The organism is Aurantimicrobium sp. INA4, from assembly GCF_027924525.1.
GTDB lineage: Bacteria > Actinomycetota > Actinomycetes > Actinomycetales > Microbacteriaceae > Aurantimicrobium.
The window spans coordinates 363,875-382,968 of record NZ_AP027040.1 but is presented as its reverse complement, the minus strand read 5'-3'; the positions used below and the strand labels follow the sequence as shown (position 1 = coordinate 382,968).

General features: G+C 53.6%; 23 protein-coding genes and 1 tRNA gene. 8 read left to right on the top strand and 16 right to left on the bottom strand.

Features of this window, described 5'->3' with window-relative positions; genetic code table 11:
- Positions 1-8: 8 nt before the first annotated feature.
- The 4 genes from AINA4_RS01960 to AINA4_RS01945 all read right to left on the bottom strand — a co-directional run bounded on the left by AINA4_RS01960 (position 9) and on the right by AINA4_RS01945 (position 3,850).
- Entirely contained in the window at positions 9-1,079 is a 1,071-nt protein-coding gene (locus AINA4_RS01960) for a PEP/pyruvate-binding domain-containing protein (protein ID WP_096381970.1), read from the bottom strand.
- A 9-nt stretch (positions 1,080-1,088) separates the two neighbouring features.
- Positions 1,089-2,315, bottom strand: coding sequence for a cytochrome P450 (locus AINA4_RS01955; protein WP_281787285.1), 1,227 nt, complete (start codon positions 2,313-2,315; stop codon positions 1,089-1,091).
- Positions 2,316-2,454: 139 nt separating this feature from the next.
- Entirely contained in the window at positions 2,455-3,222 is a 768-nt protein-coding gene (locus AINA4_RS01950; RefSeq protein ID WP_197702051.1) for an IclR family transcriptional regulator, read from the bottom strand.
- Positions 3,223-3,343: 121 nt separating this feature from the next.
- Positions 3,344-3,850 (bottom strand): hypothetical protein, encoded by a 507-nt coding sequence (locus tag AINA4_RS01945; protein WP_281787284.1) that lies wholly within the window; start codon positions 3,848-3,850, stop codon positions 3,344-3,346.
- Between the two features lie 93 nt (positions 3,851-3,943).
- Here AINA4_RS01945 and AINA4_RS01940 point away from each other — a divergent pair, with 93 nt between their 5' ends.
- Positions 3,944-4,186 (top strand): hypothetical protein, encoded by a 243-nt coding sequence (locus AINA4_RS01940; RefSeq protein WP_281787283.1) that lies wholly within the window; start codon positions 3,944-3,946, stop codon positions 4,184-4,186.
- On the opposite strand, the gene AINA4_RS01935 is transcribed toward AINA4_RS01940, so the two are convergent.
- The 5 genes from AINA4_RS01935 to AINA4_RS01915 form a co-directional block, all read right to left on the bottom strand.
- Positions 4,183-4,998, bottom strand: coding sequence for a CoA ester lyase (locus AINA4_RS01935; protein WP_281787282.1), 816 nt, complete (start codon positions 4,996-4,998; stop codon positions 4,183-4,185). The two genes, AINA4_RS01940 and AINA4_RS01935, sit on opposite strands and share 4 nt — an antisense overlap.
- A 9-nt stretch (positions 4,999-5,007) precedes the next feature.
- Entirely contained in the window at positions 5,008-5,790 is a 783-nt protein-coding gene (locus AINA4_RS01930; protein WP_281787281.1) for an alpha/beta fold hydrolase, read from the bottom strand.
- A 13-nt stretch (positions 5,791-5,803) separates the two neighbouring features.
- Positions 5,804-6,307 (bottom strand): prepilin peptidase, encoded by a 504-nt coding sequence (locus AINA4_RS01925; RefSeq protein WP_281787280.1) that lies wholly within the window; start codon positions 6,305-6,307, stop codon positions 5,804-5,806.
- Positions 6,308-6,409: 102 nt separating this feature from the next.
- Positions 6,410-7,771, bottom strand: coding sequence for a PhoH family protein (locus tag AINA4_RS01920; protein WP_096381988.1), 1,362 nt, complete (start codon positions 7,769-7,771; stop codon positions 6,410-6,412).
- Positions 7,772-7,859: 88 nt separating this feature from the next.
- On the bottom strand, positions 7,860-8,636 hold the full coding sequence (locus tag AINA4_RS01915; RefSeq protein WP_281787627.1) for an isoprenyl transferase: 777 nt from the start codon (positions 8,634-8,636) through the stop codon (positions 7,860-7,862).
- A gap of 87 nt (positions 8,637-8,723) precedes the next feature.
- On the opposite strand from AINA4_RS01915, the gene AINA4_RS01910 reads away from it, so the two are divergent.
- Positions 8,724-9,410, top strand: coding sequence for a hemolysin III family protein (locus AINA4_RS01910; RefSeq protein ID WP_281787279.1), 687 nt, complete (start codon positions 8,724-8,726; stop codon positions 9,408-9,410).
- Here the strand turns inward: AINA4_RS01910 and AINA4_RS01905 are convergent.
- Positions 9,407-9,745: a TipAS antibiotic-recognition domain-containing protein gene (locus tag AINA4_RS01905; protein WP_281787278.1), complete on the bottom strand. Its 339-nt coding sequence runs from the start codon at positions 9,743-9,745 to the stop codon at positions 9,407-9,409. The genes AINA4_RS01910 and AINA4_RS01905 overlap by 4 nt on opposite strands.
- A gap of 12 nt (positions 9,746-9,757) precedes the next feature.
- On the bottom strand, positions 9,758-9,964 hold the full coding sequence (locus AINA4_RS01900) for a hypothetical protein (RefSeq protein WP_096381996.1): 207 nt from the start codon (positions 9,962-9,964) through the stop codon (positions 9,758-9,760).
- 96 nt (positions 9,965-10,060) lie between these two features.
- On the opposite strand from AINA4_RS01900, the gene AINA4_RS01895 reads away from it, so the two are divergent.
- Complete coding sequence (locus AINA4_RS01895) at positions 10,061-10,468, top strand: DUF4307 domain-containing protein (protein WP_281787277.1); 408 nt, start codon at positions 10,061-10,063, stop codon at positions 10,466-10,468.
- Positions 10,469-10,478: 10 nt separating this feature from the next.
- Positions 10,479-10,970 carry a transcription elongation factor GreA gene (gene greA / locus AINA4_RS01890; RefSeq protein ID WP_281787276.1) on the top strand — a complete coding sequence of 164 codons (492 nt, stop codon included), beginning with the start codon at positions 10,479-10,481 and terminating at the stop codon, positions 10,968-10,970.
- Between the two features lie 52 nt (positions 10,971-11,022).
- Here the strand turns inward: greA and ilvA are convergent, their stop codons facing one another.
- Genes ilvA through AINA4_RS01875 form a run of 3 tightly spaced genes read right to left on the bottom strand, consistent with a single transcriptional unit; the run spans position 11,023 to position 13,770 of the window.
- Positions 11,023-12,267, bottom strand: coding sequence for a threonine ammonia-lyase (gene ilvA / locus AINA4_RS01885; protein WP_281787275.1), 1,245 nt, complete (start codon positions 12,265-12,267; stop codon positions 11,023-11,025).
- 29 nt (positions 12,268-12,296) lie between these two features.
- On the bottom strand, positions 12,297-13,178 hold the full coding sequence (locus AINA4_RS01880; protein ID WP_281787274.1) for a M48 family metalloprotease: 882 nt from the start codon (positions 13,176-13,178) through the stop codon (positions 12,297-12,299).
- A gap of 22 nt (positions 13,179-13,200) precedes the next feature.
- Complete coding sequence (locus AINA4_RS01875; protein WP_281787273.1) at positions 13,201-13,770, bottom strand: LemA family protein; 570 nt, start codon at positions 13,768-13,770, stop codon at positions 13,201-13,203.
- Positions 13,771-13,867: 97 nt separating this feature from the next.
- Here AINA4_RS01875 and AINA4_RS01870 point away from each other — a divergent pair, with 97 nt between their 5' ends.
- From AINA4_RS01870 to AINA4_RS01855, 4 genes are all read left to right on the top strand, one after another.
- The gene (locus AINA4_RS01870; RefSeq protein WP_281787272.1) at positions 13,868-15,148 is read left to right on the top strand and encodes an MFS transporter; all 1,281 of its coding nucleotides are present in this window, start codon (positions 13,868-13,870) and stop codon (positions 15,146-15,148) included.
- A gap of 91 nt (positions 15,149-15,239) precedes the next feature.
- Entirely contained in the window at positions 15,240-17,168 is a 1,929-nt protein-coding gene (locus AINA4_RS01865) for an alpha-amylase family protein (RefSeq protein WP_281787271.1), read from the top strand.
- Positions 17,169-17,217: 49 nt separating this feature from the next.
- Positions 17,218-17,502: a type II toxin-antitoxin system Phd/YefM family antitoxin gene (locus AINA4_RS01860; RefSeq protein WP_281787270.1), complete on the top strand. Its 285-nt coding sequence runs from the start codon at positions 17,218-17,220 to the stop codon at positions 17,500-17,502.
- The gene (locus AINA4_RS01855) at positions 17,499-17,774 is read left to right on the top strand and encodes a type II toxin-antitoxin system RelE/ParE family toxin (protein ID WP_281787269.1); all 276 of its coding nucleotides are present in this window, start codon (positions 17,499-17,501) and stop codon (positions 17,772-17,774) included. The genes AINA4_RS01860 and AINA4_RS01855 overlap by 4 nt, the downstream gene beginning before the upstream one ends.
- Before the next feature lie 22 nt (positions 17,775-17,796).
- On the opposite strand, the gene AINA4_RS01850 is transcribed toward AINA4_RS01855, so the two are convergent.
- A complete protein-coding gene (locus AINA4_RS01850; RefSeq protein ID WP_281787268.1) occupies positions 17,797-18,921 on the bottom strand; it encodes a YncE family protein in 1,125 nt (374 codons plus the stop codon).
- A gap of 90 nt (positions 18,922-19,011) precedes the next feature.
- Positions 19,012-19,085 (bottom strand) — tRNA-Leu (locus AINA4_RS01845).
- Between the last annotated feature and the right edge of the window lie 9 nt (positions 19,086-19,094).

Genomic DNA, 19,094 nt, shown 5'->3' with positions numbered 1-19,094 from the left:
GTGGGGCTTTACTTGCGGTCTCCGATTTGGGCCATCAGCGACTTTGTGATCGCTTCAATACCGGAACCGGTGGAAGTGATTTTCACTTCCTGCTTCTTCTGCGACCACACCGTTTCGGGGCGGCTTTGCAGAAGGAGAACGTTGGAACCTGCAGGAAGGTCGGCGTCGATGGCCCACTCAATGTCCTGAACTGTTCCGTAGTGTTTGTGCGCAGCCTTAGCCAAAGTTGCGACCTGAATCAGCTCTTCATCGCTGAGGCTGGGGCTGTTGCGACGCTCAGCGTCGACTTCCTTGCGAATCACGGTGCCGTGACCTGAAGGCACGAGTTCTTCGTGCTTGTCTGAAATGGTGCGGTTGATGATGTGCATCATGACTTTGTCGATAAGGAAGTTATCTGGGGTGACTTCACCAGAGACAACCATCTCGCCCAGGCCCCAGCTGGAGTCGACAACAATCTTGGACTTGTCACCGTTGCTGGGGTCAATGGTCATGGCTACACCGGAAGTGCGAGAGTTGACCATCTTCTGAACAGCAACAGCCATTGACAGACCCTCATCGGGGATGTTGTTTGCCATGCGGTAGGTGATTGCACGCGCGGTGTACAGCGATGCCCAGCATTCACGAATCTTCTGCATGACAGCCTCTTGGCCAATAATCCAGAGGTAGGTGTCCTGCTGTCCAGCGAAGCTTGCGTCAGGCAGATCTTCAGCGGTAGCACTGGAGCGTACGGCGACAGGTACTTCGCCACCACACAAGTCCATGAGCTTCTTGTAAGCAGCGATGGTTTCATCGCGCACATCAGCAGGAACTTCCTGGGTCATGATCAGTTCGCGGATGTGAGCTGCCCGGGTGTCTACGTCAGTCACATCGTTGGGGTCAAGGCCTTCGAGGTGTTTCACAATGTGATCGCGCAGTGTGGTCTGGTTCATCACTGCATCAAATGCGTCAGTGGTCACGGCGAACCCGGGAGGGACAGGCATACCTGCGCTGGTCATGATGGCCAGGCTGGTGCACTTGCCGCCTAGACGGTCGTGTTCTGGAGTTTCTGTGCTGTCAAAAGCGAAGGTGTACTTTCCCATGGTTTTCCTTTACTTGGTCCACTCAACTGGTACCGACGTTGGTACCCGGAAGGAGAGGTTTTCGATGAAGTTAATGTCTGCTCCTGGCATCAGTCGCAGGGTTGGAATTTTCTTGGTGATTTCTTCCAAAGCAACCTTGCCCTGCAGTTTCGCAAGGAGGTTTCCGAGGCAGAAGTGGATTCCGTAACCGAAAGACATGTGGTTACGGGCATTTTCGCGGCCGATGTCGAATACATCGGGGTTCTCAAACACGCTGGCATCGCGGTTTGCCGAGCCCATGAGCAGAAGAACACCAGATCCTTCAGGAATCTTGACTCCGGCGATTTCTGCATCGCGGGTTGCCTTGCGACGCCAAGCCACAATGCTTCCTGCCATGCGCAGCACCTCGTCAATGGCGCCTGGAATCTTCTCGGGGTCTTCCACGAGAGCTTGATAGGTCTCAGGGTTCGACAGCAACATGCGCAGTGAGTTTGAGATCAAGGTGGTGGTGGTTTCGTGGCCAGCGAAGAGCATCGAGTACAGCAGGGATGCAATTTCGTGGTCAGAGATGTCGTTGCCCTCAGCCTGAAGCTTCAACAGGTCTGCAGCGAGGTTGTCTTGTCCGGGGTTTGCCTTGTTGTTGGCCACAACTTCCTGGCAGAAGTTCCAATACTCAACGAGGTTGTGTGCGTGAGGAATCTGTTCTTCATCGGTGAGCTCTGCCCACGTCATTAAGGCACGGCTACCCGACCACTTCTTGATTTCAGGAATGCGAGAAATGGGAACACCAAACAAGGTCAGGATGGTGATTGTGGGCAGGTCGTTGGCGATGTCGCTGAGAATGTCTCCGGGTTCTCCCGCGGCGAGCATCTTGTCAATCATGATGTCGACGTTTTCGCGAATAGCTGGTTCGAGAACTTTGTAGCGGCGAGGAGTGAACGCCTTGGAGGCGATGGAGCGAATACGGGTGTGCTCTGGCGGAATGCGAGCGGATAATCCGGAGTAGGCGGTGAAGCCGCCTTCTTCCATGATCTTTTTGGCAGGTGCACCCATAGGGCGAACAGGAGCCTGAGCGTTCTCAGAGGAGAAGCTCTCCCAGTCCTCGAAAACTGCTTTCACGTCGTCATAACGTGAGACAACGTAGTATCCGATGCGGTCGTCATACATCACGGGCTCTTCACGGCGAAGCTCAGCATAAGCGGGGAAGGGATCCTTCATGTCGAAGGGCTCGTATCCGTGGTATGTGGTTGCACCCATGTGCGTTCCTCCTTGAACTGCTTATTTACATAGTCGACCTGTCGGAGGTAAACAGATAGACATGTTTCTCACTGAATGAGAATGACATTGAAAGAATTTTCCTCACCCCCGTAAATACGCGGAAAAGGTAGGAAAATAGTTAGCGAATTGTTCGGCCAGACATCGAAGATTGTATGCTTTCGACCGTTCCTCGCATCAACGGCATCAAGCGGCGCACCTCACCAATCTTTGCCTTATCGAGCACCATACCCACCGCAGCGATGGTCTGGCCTTCAACAATGACCGGCAGCGCCAGAGAGAACTGCCCCACACGCATTTGCTCAATCGTGATGGAATACCCGGTGCGCTGTACCTCATCTATTTCGGCACGAAGAATCTCAGGGTCGACCACCGTTTTCGGTGTGGGAGTTTCCAATTCACGCTCGAAATAGGCCTCGATAAACCATTCAGGTTGGGCTGCCAACAGCACACGGCCTACGGCCGTGGCATGCAGGGGCAGCCTGCCGCCCACGCGTGAAATGAGGGGAACTTTGCGGGAGCCATAAATCTTGTCGGTATAGAGCGTCTGGGTTCCCTCGCGCACAGCCATGTGTACGTTCTCGTGAGTGAGATCAAAAAGATCCTGCAAGAAAGGGTGAGCACGGTCGCGTAAACGACGACCAGCTAACTGGCCCAACTCCCAGATGCGCATTCCCACCTGATATTTACCATCGGAGGTCTTATCCAGACCGCCCCACTCTTCAAGCTCGTGCACGAGACGGTAGGTGGTGGACAGGGGCAAACCAGAGCGCTGAGAAATGCGGGCAACAGAGAGTGCGCCAGGAGAATTCTCAAAAGCAGAGAGCACCGACAGTGCACGCGAGGTGACACTGCTGGATTCAGCTGTTTCAGCTTTGTTGTGTGCCACCATCACCACCTCGTTGAGTGCCTCATGGTCATGTTACCCAACGCAATCCCCTCACGGGGAGTTAGCGGAGTGAACACAGATGCCCCCGGATTGACCGGGGGCATCGCGCTCACTGGTAGAACTAGTTGCTTTGTGGTGCTTCAAGTTGAGGCAGGTCTCCCGGGGCAGGAAGCATGTGCTTCATCTCCCCTTCCAATTGGTCGAATTCGTGCATCATGTCACCGTCGAACATCATGTGACCGCCGCCACCTGAAATGTGAACTTCTCCCGCTGGATACGCTGGCCCAAATGGCCCGCTGAAGACCGCCGCGGTAAATGCGACCCACATACCCAAGAGGAAGATTCCGATGATGGTAAGGGCGCCGCTGACAAAGACAGCAACCTTCGCCAAAACATTATTCTTACCCGCCTTGTTGGACCACACCCAGGCGATGATTCCCAGCGCTAGCGCAGGAAGCGGCATAAAGAAAGCAAACACCAGAGCAACTATTCCCAAAGTCTGGCCCGGGTAGGATGCGACGGCGGCACTGGGCTGCACAGCAGGCTTCAAGGCGGAAGCAGCGGTCTTTGCTTTGGACGACTTCGGCTCTTGAGCAGGGTCAAAAGTTTCTGGGGTGGACGCGGCCATGATTACTCCAATAAGGGGGATGTGCTCTCACTGTATCGAGCGAACTTATGAGTGGGCTGAGAGAAGTTTATGAATTGCCCTAACGTGAGAGGTATGGCTCATCCAACACAACAGGTTTCAATTCACGTCCGCGCTTTCATTACGTGGTTAACGATTTTCCCTCTTGTTGCGCTGGGAATAACCTTTCTGATTCCCGCACTGGGAAATACCCACCCAGTATTTAAGGCATTCGTTTTGACGCTGATTGTGGTTCCGCTCGCGGTCTATGTCATTGTGCCCCGGTTGTTAGGGCTCTATGTCAAGCTCAGCTCAAAGAAAAACTCAAACACGCACTAAGAAGGGTTGATGCCGAAGGCAACAGCCAACTTCTCAATCTTTTCAGCACGGCCCAAACGTGGCAGGTCACTACCGTCGCGGACAACACGTCCACGCGCTTCGAAGTCTGCAAGGAATGATCTTGCCCACGCCACATCGGATTGGGTGGGGCTGATTGCTTCGTTGATGACCGGAATTTGGTCGTGGTGCAAACACAGTTTTCCGGTCATTCCCAATGCAACAGCGTGCTCTGACTTCTCACGCAGAATTCCATAGCTGGATCCCACCGTGGGGCCATCGATGGGGCCAGGAAGGTTTCCAATACGACTTGCCACAACCAGGCGCGAGCGAGGATAGGCCATGGCGATATCTTCCACGCTGGTTCCGGTGTCGCGACGGTAGTCACCACTGCCAAAGGCGAGACGGAAGGCTCCGCGAGCGCAGGCAATCTCACGAGCTTCTTCAATACCTAATGCGGATTCTACGAGGGCAAGCACACGGGTCTTGCCACCGAGGCGATCGAAAGTTTCAGTGACGTGTGAGCCGTCTTCGGTTTTCGCGAGCATGACACCCAATAAACCGGGTACGTCCCGAAGCTGGTCAATGTCGTCTGACCAGAAATCTGATGCACGGTCGTTAATGCGAACCCAGGCTTGCTTCGTTTCAAGCCACTTTGCCACTTCATCGCGGGCAACGTTCTTCTGCGAAGGGTCTACCGCGTCTTCAATATCGAGAACAATCTGGTCTGCTTTAGATGAAGCAGCAACGTCAAACTCTTCGGTTTTTGCCCCGTTAACCAGCAGCCATGAGCGCGATATTTCTGCAGAAATCATAGATAAAGACTACTTGGACAAAAAGGTCGTCATTGCCTTGGCAACCTCGAGAGGTGCTTCGACAACTGCCTGGTGTGATGCACCGGCAATAATGACCTGCTGAGCACCGGGCACGGTTTCCGCAATTATTGTCCCTGCTGCGGGTGGAGAACCAGGATCGATCTCTCCCGAGATCACCAAAATGGGCACACGAATGTCTGCCAGATAACCGCGGGCATCAAAAGCTCCGAGTGCTTCACACGTTTTGATGTAACTGGTGTCATCGGTCGAGGCGACCATATCCAAGAGAGCTTTCACCGCACCAGGATCTTTGGTGATGAAATCATCAGAGAACCAGCGCGCAGGCAGTGCAGGAACGAGCGAGGCTGTTCCTTGCGCTTCGACCTGAGCAATACGCTCACTCCACCCCTCATGGCCACCCATATAGGGAGCAGAACACACAACGACTGAGTGCTTGATGCGGTCAGGGTATTTGTGAGCAATCTCGAGAGCTACGGCCCCAGCAACCGAGACCCCGGCAAAGTCGAAACGCTGAATTCCGAGTTTGTCTGCCGAAGCAATGACGGCATCTGCGACTTCTTCAAGAGTGTAGGAATCGGTGGGGACAGGTGATTTTCCGTGCCCTGGCATATCAAAGCGCACGATGGAATAGTGCGCTGAGAGAGCAGGCATCGCTCTCTCCCACAAATGAATATCAGTGCCGAGGGCATTGCCGAGAAATAAAACGTTGTCGGCTGAGGCTAGTTCTTCAGCAGCAGTATCTGAGACGGTGTAAATCTGTGGGACGGCCATAGCCCCACTTTACTCAGCTCGCAAACAATGCGGTAAGCGCCATCGCAACCCAGAACCCCAGGAACATGAAGGGTCCAAATGGAATCCGGGTTTCTTTCGTCACCGCCCAAGCTTGAGAGAAGGGAAGATCTTTTCTCCTCAGCAAAGTGAGAATCAACACAACAAGTGAGGCAAGGCCTCCAAAGATAAATGCAAAAACTGGAGACAGAATGGCCGTGGGTGCTCCAATCAACCCGGCAGCACCGCCGAGAACACCAGCAAGCTTCACATCCCCCATACCCATTCCTCCGCCGTAGCTGAAGATGAGAAGGAATCCGAAATAGCCTGCCGCAGAAATGGCAGGAATGAGTGGATACTCCCCCGTGCTGATCCAGACGCCGATCCAGGCAATTGCTATTGCTGCATAGCCCGGCATCACCCAGGCATTAGGAAGTCGGTGAGTGCGCCAATCAATGCGCACCAGTGGAATGGTCACGACCGCCAGATAGGCCAGTGGAATGATTTGCCACAACGTCATGTGCTCACGCTAATGCAGATAGCCCTCGCAGTGCGAGGGCTATCCACAGTCCGCGGGTGAGCTGACGACGAGTACTCTCCTCCCCAGCTATTCGCGTGGCGTCTAGAGGACTTCCTGGCGTTCCAGGAGGTCGGTGACGAGCGCCGCAATAGCAGAGCGCTCGGAACGGGTCAGGGTGATGTGACCGAAGAGTGGCTGTCCCTTGAGGCTTTCAATCACGCTGGCGATGCCATCGTGGCGACCCACTCGCAGGTTGTCTCGCTGAGCCACGTCATGCGTGAGAACTACTCGAGAGTTTTGGCCAATACGGCTAAGCACTGTGAGCAGAACGTTGCGCTCGAGAGACTGCGCCTCATCCACGATGACGAACGCATCGTGGAGTGAGCGACCACGGATGTGAGTCAGTGGCAGAACCTCGAGGATTCCGCGATCGACAACCTCATTCATGACGTTGTCAGAGACAAGCGCGCCCAAGGTGTCAAAGATTGCCTGACCCCAGGGGTTCATCTTTTCTTCTTTATCTCCTGGGAGGTAGCCCAGCTCTTGACCACCGACTGCGTAAAGCGGGCGGAAGACGATGATCTTCTTGTGCTGCTGACGCTCGAGAACGGCCTCAAGCCCGGCACACAATGCCAGCGCCGACTTTCCAGTACCGGCAGAGCCGCCCAGTGAGATGATTCCCATGCTGGGGTCGAGCAGCATGTCGATCGCCAGACGCTGTTCTGCCGAACGGCCGTGAAGACCAAAGATGTCACGGTCTCCACGCACCAGAGCAATCTCACCTTTATGCACCACGCGGCCCAGAGCTGAGCCACGGTCTGAGTGAATAATGAGGCCTGTGTTGATGGGGGTGTCTTTGACAGCGCTGGTGCGCAGCACCTCATCTTCATACAAGATGGCCATGTCGTCAGCGCTGAGGTCGATCTCCTCATGCCCCATCCAACCGCTGTCTACGGCGAGCTCGGCACGGTATTCCTCAGCGTTCATGCCGATAGAAGAAGCCTTGACACGCATGGGGAGATCTTTGGAGACCACGGTGACATTGAGACCATCGTTGGCGAGGTTCATGGCCACAGCCAGGATGCGACTGTCGTTGTCTCCCAGCTGCAATCCAGATGGAAGCACTGCCTGGTTGGAGTGGTTGAGTTCGACTCGGAGCGAACCACCCTCCCCGATGGGGATGGGGAAATCTAAACGTTCGTGCTTAATGCGTAAGTCATCAAGAATGCGCAACGCCTGACGAGCGAAGTAACCGATCTCGGGATCGTGACGTTTCTTTTCCAGCTCACTAATCACCACCACCGGGATGACCACGGCATGCTCCGCGAAGCGGAACAGTGCCTGGGGGTCAGACAACAAAACCGAGGTATCTATGACATAGACACGCTCGGTTGTGGATGAGGAAGTGGACTTCTGGCGCTGACCGGATTGACCAGTCTTAGCGCCACTACTTTGTGGGCTCATGTCATGAAAGTACGACCCTCGCCACCGACTTTCGTGGCGACACGCCCGATGTTCATCTAAGTGTCATCGGGATGTCATCACAGAGGCTTTATCCGCCGAAACGACGCTCTCTGCGTGAGTAGTCACGCATGGCTCGCAAGAAGTCCACTTCGCGTAAATCTGGGTAGAGGGCTTCCACGAAATAGAACTCGGAGTGGGCACTTTGCCAGAGCATAAAGTCAGAAAGCCGCTGTTCTCCAGATGTCCTAATGACGAGATCGGGGTCAGGTAGTCCACCGGTATAGAGGTGGTCGCTGATCAGTTCTGGTGTGAGCTTGTCGGCCAAGTCATCGAGATTGCCACCGTGTGCTTGGTGCTCAGAGATGATGCTTCGCACGGCATCGGCAATCTCGGCACGGCCGCCATATCCGATGGCAAGGTTTACGTGGAGACCAGTGTTGTTTTTGGTTCGCTCTTCTGCATCCAGCAGTGTTGCTAACAACTCTGGAGGAAGTACATCGTCTTTGCCCACGTGATTGATTTTCCAGTTACGGAAGTGAGATAGCCCTTCGGCAAGCTCCGCAATGATGTTGTACAACTCGGTGAGTTCAGACTTATCGCGCCCGGTGAGGTTATCGGTGGAGAGCAAATACAGTGTGACCATGCTGATGCCTAGATCATCACACCAGACCAGGAACTCAGGAACTTTCTGAGCGCCTGCGCGGTGGCCGTGAGAAGGGTTTTCCAAGAAGCGCTCTCTGGCCCAGCGACGGTTGCCATCAACAATCATTCCAATGTGGTGTGGAAGATTGTCCTTGTTGAGCCCCCGACGCAGGCGTTTTTGATACAGGCCATAGAGCGGACCTGTCTTATTCGCGCGCGACATCACGTCCATGACTTTACCGAAGGTTAGGCGTTGGTGAGCAGTGTTACGCCCAGCTTGCGCACAATAAAACTGGCGTACGCTGTTTAAATGAGCTTGCCGCTAATCGAGGATGCCGAGTCTCACCCCCACGTGGAGGTGAAGCCCTCGTGGCGTGGATGGATTCACACCGGCACTTTCCCCTTGGCTATCGCAGCCGGAGTTGTGCTCATTGTTCTGGCTGATGGTCCCGCAGCTAAGTGGAGTTCTGCGGTCTTCATGACCACCTCACTGCTGCTTTTTGGCATCTCGGCGCTGTATCACCGCATCAACTGGAAACCTAAGACCAAGGTGATGCTCAAACGTTTTGATCACGCCAACATTTTCTTACTTATTGCCGGTACCTACACGCCTTTGGCAGTGTTGGCTCTCCCACCCAGCAAGGGTGTTCTCCTGTTGGTGATGGTGTGGAGCGGTGCGCTGTTGGGCATTTTCTTCCGAGTGTTTTGGGTGCATGCCCCGCGGTGGCTGTATGTAGCTTTGTACATCCTGCTCGGTTGGGCAGCCATGATGTACGTGGTTGATCTCTTCCAAGCAAACATCGCCATGATGGTGCTGGTTATCGTAGGTGGTTTGGCCTACACCGCCGGAGCAGTGATTTACGGAATGAAGAAACCCAACCCCATTCCAGGTGTGTTTGGTTTCCATGAAATCTTCCACACACTCACGGTTATCGCGTTTATGTGCCACTGGACGGCAATTTTGCTCATTGCCATGCACCCTGCTTACAACGCCTAAAGGTTCTTATCTGCCCAGATGACAATCGCGTCGTAGTGATACTTCCCTAAGCCCTTGGCTATCCCTTCGTAGGTGTCCCGATAGGGCGAAGGCATGATGTAACTCAAAGCGAGGCTCTTGTAGGCCTCTCGAGTGGGCTTCCAAAACTGAGAGCAAAACTCGTAATGCTGACGCACAGCATCCTGGATGGATGCCGCGTCTGCTGGCACGCCCTCGTTCAGGCCTGCAACAAATTGCTGCGTAATCGCATCAAAAGCAGCAGTGAACTGCTCATTTTGTTCTTTCGAGTAGTCGTTGGTGTACTGCTCGGAATACATTCCGAACTGGTTGGACATGAGGGAAAGTGACTACTTCGACTCGGCTGCGCTGGTGTCAGCAGCCTGCTCAGCATCGAGCTTCTTGTTGATCTCTGCGCGCATGTTCACTCGGCGCATGCGACGAACCATGTCGATCAGAAGAAGCACGGTCGCAATGGTGACAAGGATTGTGGCAACGAATCCCACCACGCCAGGAGAGACCAGCTGTGGGTCAATTGTCTCTTCTGCAAACAGCACGGTTCCTCCGAATGGTTTTTAAGCTAATAGCCTTATAAATAGAGTACTGGGCGAAGCTGAGAATTCGTCCGTCACGACGGGCCACCAAGGAGCTCCATGAGTACCGAAGACAACCTCGCAGATCGCTACGGACGATCACGCGATGACCGCGGACCTATCCGCCGCAATCTCGGTGTCATCATTGTTTCGTCGGTGATCATTGTTGGTCTCGTGAGCTGGGTCATCTTTACTGATGCTCTGGGGTTTGGCCCGCAGACCTCCGCACGCGATCTGGGGTTTGAGGACCTCACCGAGACAAGCGTGACCGTGGAATTTGAGCTCACGGCAACTCCTGGACATGAAGTTGCCTGTGCTGTGCAGGCTCTCAACACCAGCTTTGCCATTGTGGGTTGGAAGGTGTTTATCTATCCCCCTTCGCAGCAGCGCATCCGCGATATTAAAGAGACCATCACCACGAGCCAACCCGCCACAACCGGTTTGGTTTACCAATGTTGGCTCACCTAGGCTAAACCCTATGGCTAGCGAAGAAATCAAAGAAACATGGCTCACCCAAGAGGCATATGACCGCCTCAAGGCGGAACTCGACACCCTGTCCACCACCGGTCGTGAAGAGATTGCCAAGCGTATTGAAGCTGCCCGCGAAGAGGGTGACCTCAAAGAAAACGGTGGCTACCACGCTGCTAAAGATGAGCAGGGCAAGATCGAAGCTCGCATTCGCACCCTGACTGCTCTGCTCAAGGACGTCAAGGTAGGCGAAGCTCCCCAAAGTTCTGGTGTTGTCGAAACCGGAACAGTCATTACCGCCACTATTGCCGGCGATGAAGCAACGTTCTTACTCGGCAACCGCGAAATTGCTGCCGGAACCGACTACACCGTCTACAGCGAGAGCAGCCCCATGGGTGCTGCCATCTTGGGCCTCAAGGTCGGCGAAAAGACCACCTTCACTGCACCTAACGGTAAAGACATTGAGGTTAAGGTCATCAACGTGGAAACGTTCACCGGCTAACTCAAACCACACCATAAAGCCTCCCTTGTCGGGAGGCTTTATTCGTTAAGTGTTAGATGTCGTCGCTGATGCGGACTTTGAATCCCTCATCGCGCAGGGCCTTGATGACCTGCTTGCGATGTTCCTTGCCACGAGTCTCGATGTGAAGTTCGAGTTCGACCTCACTGATCTGGAGGCCACGACCATGACGGGTGTGCAGCACCTCAACAACGTTCGCGTTCTGCTCGGAAACAATCTCTGCCGTGCGGGCTAACTGACCAGGACGGTCAGGAAGCATGACTCGAAGCTTGAGATAACGTTCTGAGGCAGCCAAGCCGTGACCCACGATGCGCTGCAACAGCAGTGGGTCAATATTTCCACCTGAGAGGATGGCGACAGTTTTCCCTGTCTTCTTGATCTTCTTCGCCATGATGGCGGCAACGCCGACAGCACCGGCAGGTTCAACAACAAGCTTGGCTCGCTCGAGCAACATGACCAGTGCACGGGCAGTGTCATCATCTGAAACGGTAACAACCTCGTCCACAGTGTCCTTGATGATCTCGAAGTTCAGCGTTCCAGGACGCGCAACAGCAATACCGTCACAGATGGTGGGATGCACGTCGACTGTGACGGGTTCTTTCGCCTCCAACGAGGGAGGGTAAGCCGCCGCGTTTTCGGCCTGAACACCAATGATTCTGATTGTGCGTCCGAGGGTGGCAGCTTGTTGCTTCACCGCAGAGGCGACACCAGAGATGAGTCCGCCGCCACCGATGGGCACGATGATGGTGTCCACATCAGGGACTTCTTCCAAGATCTCAAGACCTAGGGTTCCCTGACCGATGATGACATCTTGGTGGTCGAAGGGGGCAATAAAAATACCGCCAGTTTCAGCCGCAAATTCTTTGGCTGCCTTGAGTGATTCGTTGAAGATATTTCCAGTCAGAACAACTTCGGCACCGTATTCACGGGTTGCCTCGAGCTTAGGCAAGGCAACACCCAGCGGCATGAAGATGGTTGCCTTGATGCCGAGCTCGCGAGCTGCCAGAGCAACACCTTGTGCATGGTTACCGGCAGAGGCAGCAATAACACCCTTGGCACGCTCATCTGCAGAAAGCTGAGATAGACGGTTATATGCGCCGCGAAGCTTGTAGCTACCGGTACGTTGGAGGTTTTCACACTTGAGGAATACCTCTGAGCCGAGCACTTTGCTCAGATAGCGGGAAGTTTCCATCGGAGTGGACTGCGCCACTTTGCCCACGGTTGCGCGGGCGGCCTCGAACTCGGACAGGCTAGGTCCAGCTATAGGCTTCGAGGTCATATCCAAAGTTTAGAGGAGAGTTCTAAAGCTCAAAACTTGCCGCCCATTTCGTGTAGTCGTTGAACCCGATCTTCGATAGGTGGGTGGGTGGCAAACATGCGGTCGACAATGCCCGGCTTCACTGGATCCGCAATCCACATGTGGGCCATGCTGGAGTTTTGTTTTTGCAGGGGGCGACCATAAGCGGCAAGTTTCTGGAGTGCACTAGCTAGTGCCTCTGGGTGCCTGGTTGCTAATGCCCCTGTAGCATCTGCCAGATACTCTCGCTGTCGAGAGATAGCTAGTTGGACCATCGTTGCAACTAGTGGCGCAATAATCATGGCGGCCAAACCCAGCACCAACATGACGGGGTTACCACCACCGTTGGAGTCGCGCCGAGGGGCAAAGAAGGACATGCGCAATAACATGTCGGAAAGGAAGCCCACTGCCACGACCAGACCAAACACGATCATGGAAACACGGATGTCATAGTTGCGAACGTGACCGAGTTCGTGCGCCATCACACCTTCAAGTTCTGCGTCATCCATCAAATCAAGAAGACCTGACGTTGCTGCGACGGCAGCATGCTGAGGGTCACGACCAGTAGCAAACGCATTGGGCGCCTGATCGTTGATGATGTAAATCTTGGGCATGGGTGTACCTGTGGCGATACAAAGGTTCTCCACAATTCGATACAAACGCGGGTTGTCCGCTTTTTGAATCTCTATCGCTCCGGCGATAGAGAGTGCCTGAGACCCTGCCAGGTAGTACTGGAACAGGGCATATCCAGAGGCAATCACGATGGTCATCACGGTTATGGTGATGTCGTTGTAGATGTACCCAGCAAGCCAACCCAAGCCGCCAATGATCAGCAAGAAGAACACCATAATGACGACGGTGTTGCGCTTGTTTTTCGCGATTGCGGAATACATCAGAGCCCTTGCTCAGAAAGATTTAGAACTGGATGCGTGGAGGTTCTGCAATAGCTGCAGCGTCGGCAACATCGAAGAAGTCGCGCTTGTCGAACTTCAACTTGTTTGCCCACATGTTGTTCGGGAAGGACAAGATCTTGGTGTTGAATTCGCGCACGCCACCGTTGTAGAACCGGCGAGCAGCTTGAATCTTGTCTTCAGTATCAACTAGTTCGCCCTGAAGCTGGAGGAAGTTTTCACTGGCGTGGAGCTGGGGATATGCCTCTGCCACAGCAAAGATGCTCTTGAGCGCAGCCTGCATGTGGCCTTCAGCCTCAGCGGCAGCCGCCGGTGTTTCCGCAGTGAGCGTTTCCGCTCGAGCCTTCGTTACTGCCTCGAACACACCGCGTTCGTGGGATGCATATCCTTTGACGGTCTCGATGAGGTTGGGAATCAGATCCGCTCGACGCTTGAGTTGAACGGTGATATCACTCCACGCCTCTTCGACTCGAACATTGAGCGTAACAAGGCTGTTGTAGGTTGCCCAGAGGTAGATGCCGACGATGACAGCAAGCACTACAACAATGCCGAGAATGGGGAGCAGTAAATCCATAGCTCCAATGGTACGACGAGAATGCTGGATGAATGCCGAGAGATTCATGAATAAAGCAACTTGTTCGTTCGGGCACAAATCTCAATAAGCTAAACCCATGTCTTCCCCGCGCACACGCAGAATCCACCCTGCATGGCTTGTTGCTGGGGTTGGATTTTTAGCACTGGTTGGCGCCGCCGGTTTTAGATCCGCGCCAGGTGTAATGATGGTTCCTCTCGAGGAGGAATTTGACTGGAGTAGCACCACAATCTCTATCGCAATCGGCGTGAATATTCTGCTCTTTGGCCTCACTGCCCCGTTCGCGGCAGCGTTAATGAGTCGTTTCGGACTACGCAAAGTCACCACCGGCGCATTGCTTCTTATTTCTGCTGGAAGCGCGCTGAGCATTTTTGCCACGAACCCGATTATTTTGGTGTTGACGTGGGGAGTCTTGATTGGGCTCGGTAGCGGCTCGATGGCATTGGTCTTTGCTGCCACAATCACCAACACGTGGTTCCTTGCCCGCCGAGGACTTGTTGCCGGTGTTCTCTCGGCAGGAAGCGCTACAGGTCAACTGATCTTCCTTCCCGTGATGGCCAATCTGGTCACCACGACAGGGTGGCGTTCAGCATCGCTGTTGATAGCGGCAGCCGCCTTGGCGGTGGTGCCGCTGATTTTGCTGTTCATGCGTAACTCCCCCGCTGATCTTGGTGTGCGTCGCTACGGCGAAAGTGAGGAACAAGCCAAGATAGCCGCGGCACAACTTGCGGCAGAACCTCCTCGGGGAAACCCCGCGAAATATGCTCTAGTGGTTCTCAAGGAAGCTTCACGCTCTCGAACTTTCTGGGCTCTAGCTGTCGGTTTCGCCATCTGTGGTGCCACCACCAACGGTTTGATTGGTGTGCATTTCATTCCCTCAGCGCATGATCACGGCATGCCCGAAACTACTGCTGCGGGCTTGCTTGCCGCAGTGGGCATCTTCGACATTTTTGGCACCATTGCATCTGGTTGGCTCACCGACCGCGTCAACCCACGAATCTTGCTGGCGATTTATTACTTTGGCCGTGGCATTTCTCTGATGTTGTTGCCAGTTCTCCTCTCGGCCACCATCCACCCCAGCCTGATTCTGTTCATCGTGATTTATGGTTTGGACTGGGTGGCCACAGTTCCCCCCACCATCGCTATTTGTAATGAGATGTTTGGCAATAAGGGATCCATCGTCTTTGGTTGGGTCTTTGCCTCCCACCAGGTAGGAGCATCTGTAGCAGCTATCGCTGCCGGAACTGTGCGAGACCTCACCGGCGAATACACCCTGGCATGGTTTGGAGCAGCGGGCTTGTGTGCCGTCGCCGCGTGGGTGAGTTTCCGGATACGAAAAGCCCCCGCACCTGTTGATTAGGAAATCGAAATTCACTGCAGGTTCAGCAGAGGAATACACTATCTACAACCGTTAAGAGACGAACGGGGTCAGAGACAACGGAGTCACTGCAATGCTTGCAATTCCCGAACTAACTGCTGCTGCCAGAGCACAACTGCAGGGCCTCATTGGCACGAGTACTCGTGGTGCCCAAGATCTCCTCGATCGTTTTGATCGCTGGGGCCACGACCTCATCGAAGCGTTTGCTCAGCTCTACCCCATCGAAACAGCACTGCCTCAACTTATTGAAGTGATGGCCGCAGCTCACCTTCACCGTGATGAAGAGCTCCAGCAGCGCGATCGTGAGCGTGTTCTAGAACAGGACTGGTTCCAGTCTGAAAAAACTATTGGCTATGTTGCCTACGCTGACCTATTTGCGAAAAATCTCAAAGGCATCAACAAACGCATTCCCTATCTCAAAGATTTAGGGATTACCTATCTCCATCTGTTGCCCATTCTGAAGCCCCGGCCAGGCGCTAACGACGGGGGCTATGCCGTCATGGACTATCGCGCTCTTCGTGAAGACCTCGGCTCCATGAAGGAATTGCGCTCAACAGCAGACAAGCTGCATGACTCAGGAATCTCGCTCACGCTCGATCTCGTTCTCAACCACGTTGCGCAGGAACACGAATGGGCTGAAAAAGCTCGTGCTGGAGATCCCACGTATCGCGACTACTTCTATGTTTATCCCGACCGCACCATCCCTGATGAGTTTGAAAAAACTCTCCTGGAAGTTTTTCCGGACTTTGCTCCGGGAAACTTCACCTGGGATGACAAGCTGCAAGGCTGGGTGTGGACCACGTTCAACTCCTATCAATGGGATGTGAACTGGTCGAACCCTGCCGTGTTCTGCGAATACGCCGACATCATTGCCAACCTGGCCAATCACGGAGTTGACTGCATCCGCTTAGATGCAATTGCATTCATGTGGAAGCGGATGGGAACAATCTGTCAGGGTGAACCAGAAGTTCACGTCATCACCCAAGCACTGCGCGCCTTTGCTCGCATACTGTGTCCCTCGATGATTTTCAAAGCTGAAGCGATTGTGGGGCCAGCCCAAGTGGGCGCCTACTTTGGTGAGGGACAGCACGCAGGAAAAGTCTCCGATCTGGCGTATCACAACAGTTTGATGGTGCAGATTTGGTCGGCGATTGCCGCCAAGGACACCTCCCTCATGGTGCACACCATGTCACGGTTTAGTGGACTACCCAACACCACTGCCTGGGGTGTGTATTTGCGCTGCCACGACGATATTGGGTGGGCAATCGATGACACTGATGCCCACGAAGTTGGCCTCAACGGTCACGATCACCGCCTGTTCCTTGCAGAGTATTTTGAAGGAAATTTCTTTGGATCTTTGGCAACAGGGCAACCCTTCATGCCAGACCCGGTCAATGGGGAACGTCGCACCTCTGGCACCGGCGCCAGCCTCGCTGGCATCGAAAAAGCCATCAAGCTCAAAGACGAGAAGCTCCTTAACCAAGCCATTGATCGATATCTGTGTGCATACACAATGGTGTTTGGTTTCGCCGGTATCCCCCTGCTCTATATGGGAGATGAAATTGGTCTGCTGAACGACCACAGTTATCTCAAAGACGAAACCAAGAAGGAAGATAACCGCTGGATTCACCGCCCCAAGATGAACTGGCGCGTGGCAGACGCGGCGGCTGCCGGGGAACTCGATGACAAACCTGCTGGGCGAATCTACAACCGCATCAAGCACGTCATTGATGTTCGAAAGTCTCTTCCTTCTCTGCATGCCAGCGTTGCCACAACGGTAAGAGCTGGGTCAGGTAAGGGAGTGGTCATTTTTGACCGCAAGCACCCTGCCGGAGATCTCATCGAGGTTTACAACCTCTCCGAATCTTCACGATGGCTCGGTTCACAAGAACTCAGTGGAATGACTGGGAAAGTGACAGACCACCTCACCGGGCACACCTTCGAGATAGGTAACGGTGTTCCGTTAGCACCCTATGAAGTGCGCTGGTTCAGCAAGGCGTAGATATTCACAGCCCTGTCATGCTGGATTCTATGACGCTAGAATTCTGTACATGACGACTCTTTCCCTCGCTGAAGCACGAGCTAACCTCTCAAAGCTGGTAGAGGCAGCTGTCACCACCCAAGAAGTATTTGAGATTACTCGTAACGGAAATCGTGACGCAGTTCTCATGAGCGCTGACGAATATGACTCCCTCATCGAGACCATCGACATCCTGGGCGATGAAGAAACGATGAGTCAACTTCGCGTAGCTTTGGCCCAGCAAAAAGCTGGCATGAGCGTTGCTGTGGATAAAGAAACACTCCTTGCGAGCGTTGCTGCCAGAATGCCCGAATGAATCAGCCCTACACCGTCAACATTCTTCCTGCCGCACGAACAGCAATTGAGGTTCAATTACCTCAAAAAGTTGCTTCCGCTGTGATCGAGTTCATTTATGGCCCACTTGCACAAAACCCTCACCGACTAGGTAAACAGCTGCGCGGAGACCTGGCGGGAATGATGGTTGCCAGGCGCGGAGAATACCGAGTGATTTATGAAATCTTCGATCATGAAATCATGATCGAGATTGTGCTGGTGTCGCATCGACGCACAGCATATATGCGTCGATAAACGCGTACGGTTGCGTCTTATCTCAACGTGTGCTGAGTGAGTTTTTTCTTCTCAGGAAAAGGGCTCCGCCAAATAAGGAAATTATTGCGACGACAGAGAGAACAGCACCTGCCTCAGAGGAGCTACCAGTTTTTGCAAGTTCCTGCGGAGTCGGGGTAGGTGTAGGAGTTGGTTCGACCAAGTTGATGACACTCACAGTGTCATTCAACAGCGACGTGGCATAGGCGCTACGTCCATTCGGGGTAACAGCAATCCCGGTCATACCGGATGCAACGTTGATTGTGGAGATCACTGCCTTGGTCGCAGTGTCAATGACTTGAACCTGACCTGTATCAAAACAGGCAACGTAGAGCTTTGCTCCGTCAGGGGTGATTGCCATGCCCATAGGACCGCTTGCAACACTGATTGTGTCAGTGACTGTATTAGTCGCAGTATTTACAACGCTGACAGTGTTAGGGCCCTTGTTCACCACATAAAGCTTCGAAGCGTCTGGACTAAAGGCCATGGAGCGGGACTCAGCACCGATTGAAATGGTGTTTGCGAGAGTGTTGTTTGATGTAGTGAAAACCTGTAATGAACTCGCAGCGTAATTGGTGACATATAGCTTGCTACCATCTGGCGAAACAGCAACCATCAGAGGGCTCGTCGCAGTTGAAACGGTGTTCGTAACAGTGTTGTCGCTAGCTCTGATAACGGAATAGGTGTTGCTAATCACATTGGCTACATAAATTTTGCTGGAATCTGGTGAAACAGAAATACCGAGTGGAGCAGAACCAACGTTTACAGTAGCAACCACTGTAAGGTCAGAAAGCCTAATTACGGCAACTGCGTCACCTGTGTTTTTGGAAACATAGGCATATGTTCCCAGCGAATTGATGGCAATGTCTGTAGGGCTGCCGCTGACTGTGATGGAAGTTTGCACAGTATTTGTTGCTGTGTCTATGACATCCACACGATTGGCATTAGAGATTGCCACGAGAGCTTTCGAGCCATCAGGTGTTATTGCAACTGACCAAGGCTCATCGCCGACGGCAATGGTAGCAACGACGTTATCAATAGTCGCGTGTGCTGGTGTTGTAACAAAGAAAACCAGGAAAAGAGCAAGCAACGAGGTGAGGCCAGCTCGGAATGTGGACTTAGTCAGCAACGTTGCTCCAGTGTTGGGTGAATAAAGCCAGGTTTCCGGCGATGTGTTCAGCCTATCTTCAGGCGTGGTTTATGTGTTTGATTTTCACGGTACCCCCAGTGGGACTCGAACCCACACTGGATCGATTTTAAGTCGATTGCCTCTGCCGATTGGGCTATGGGGGCGTACCTCTC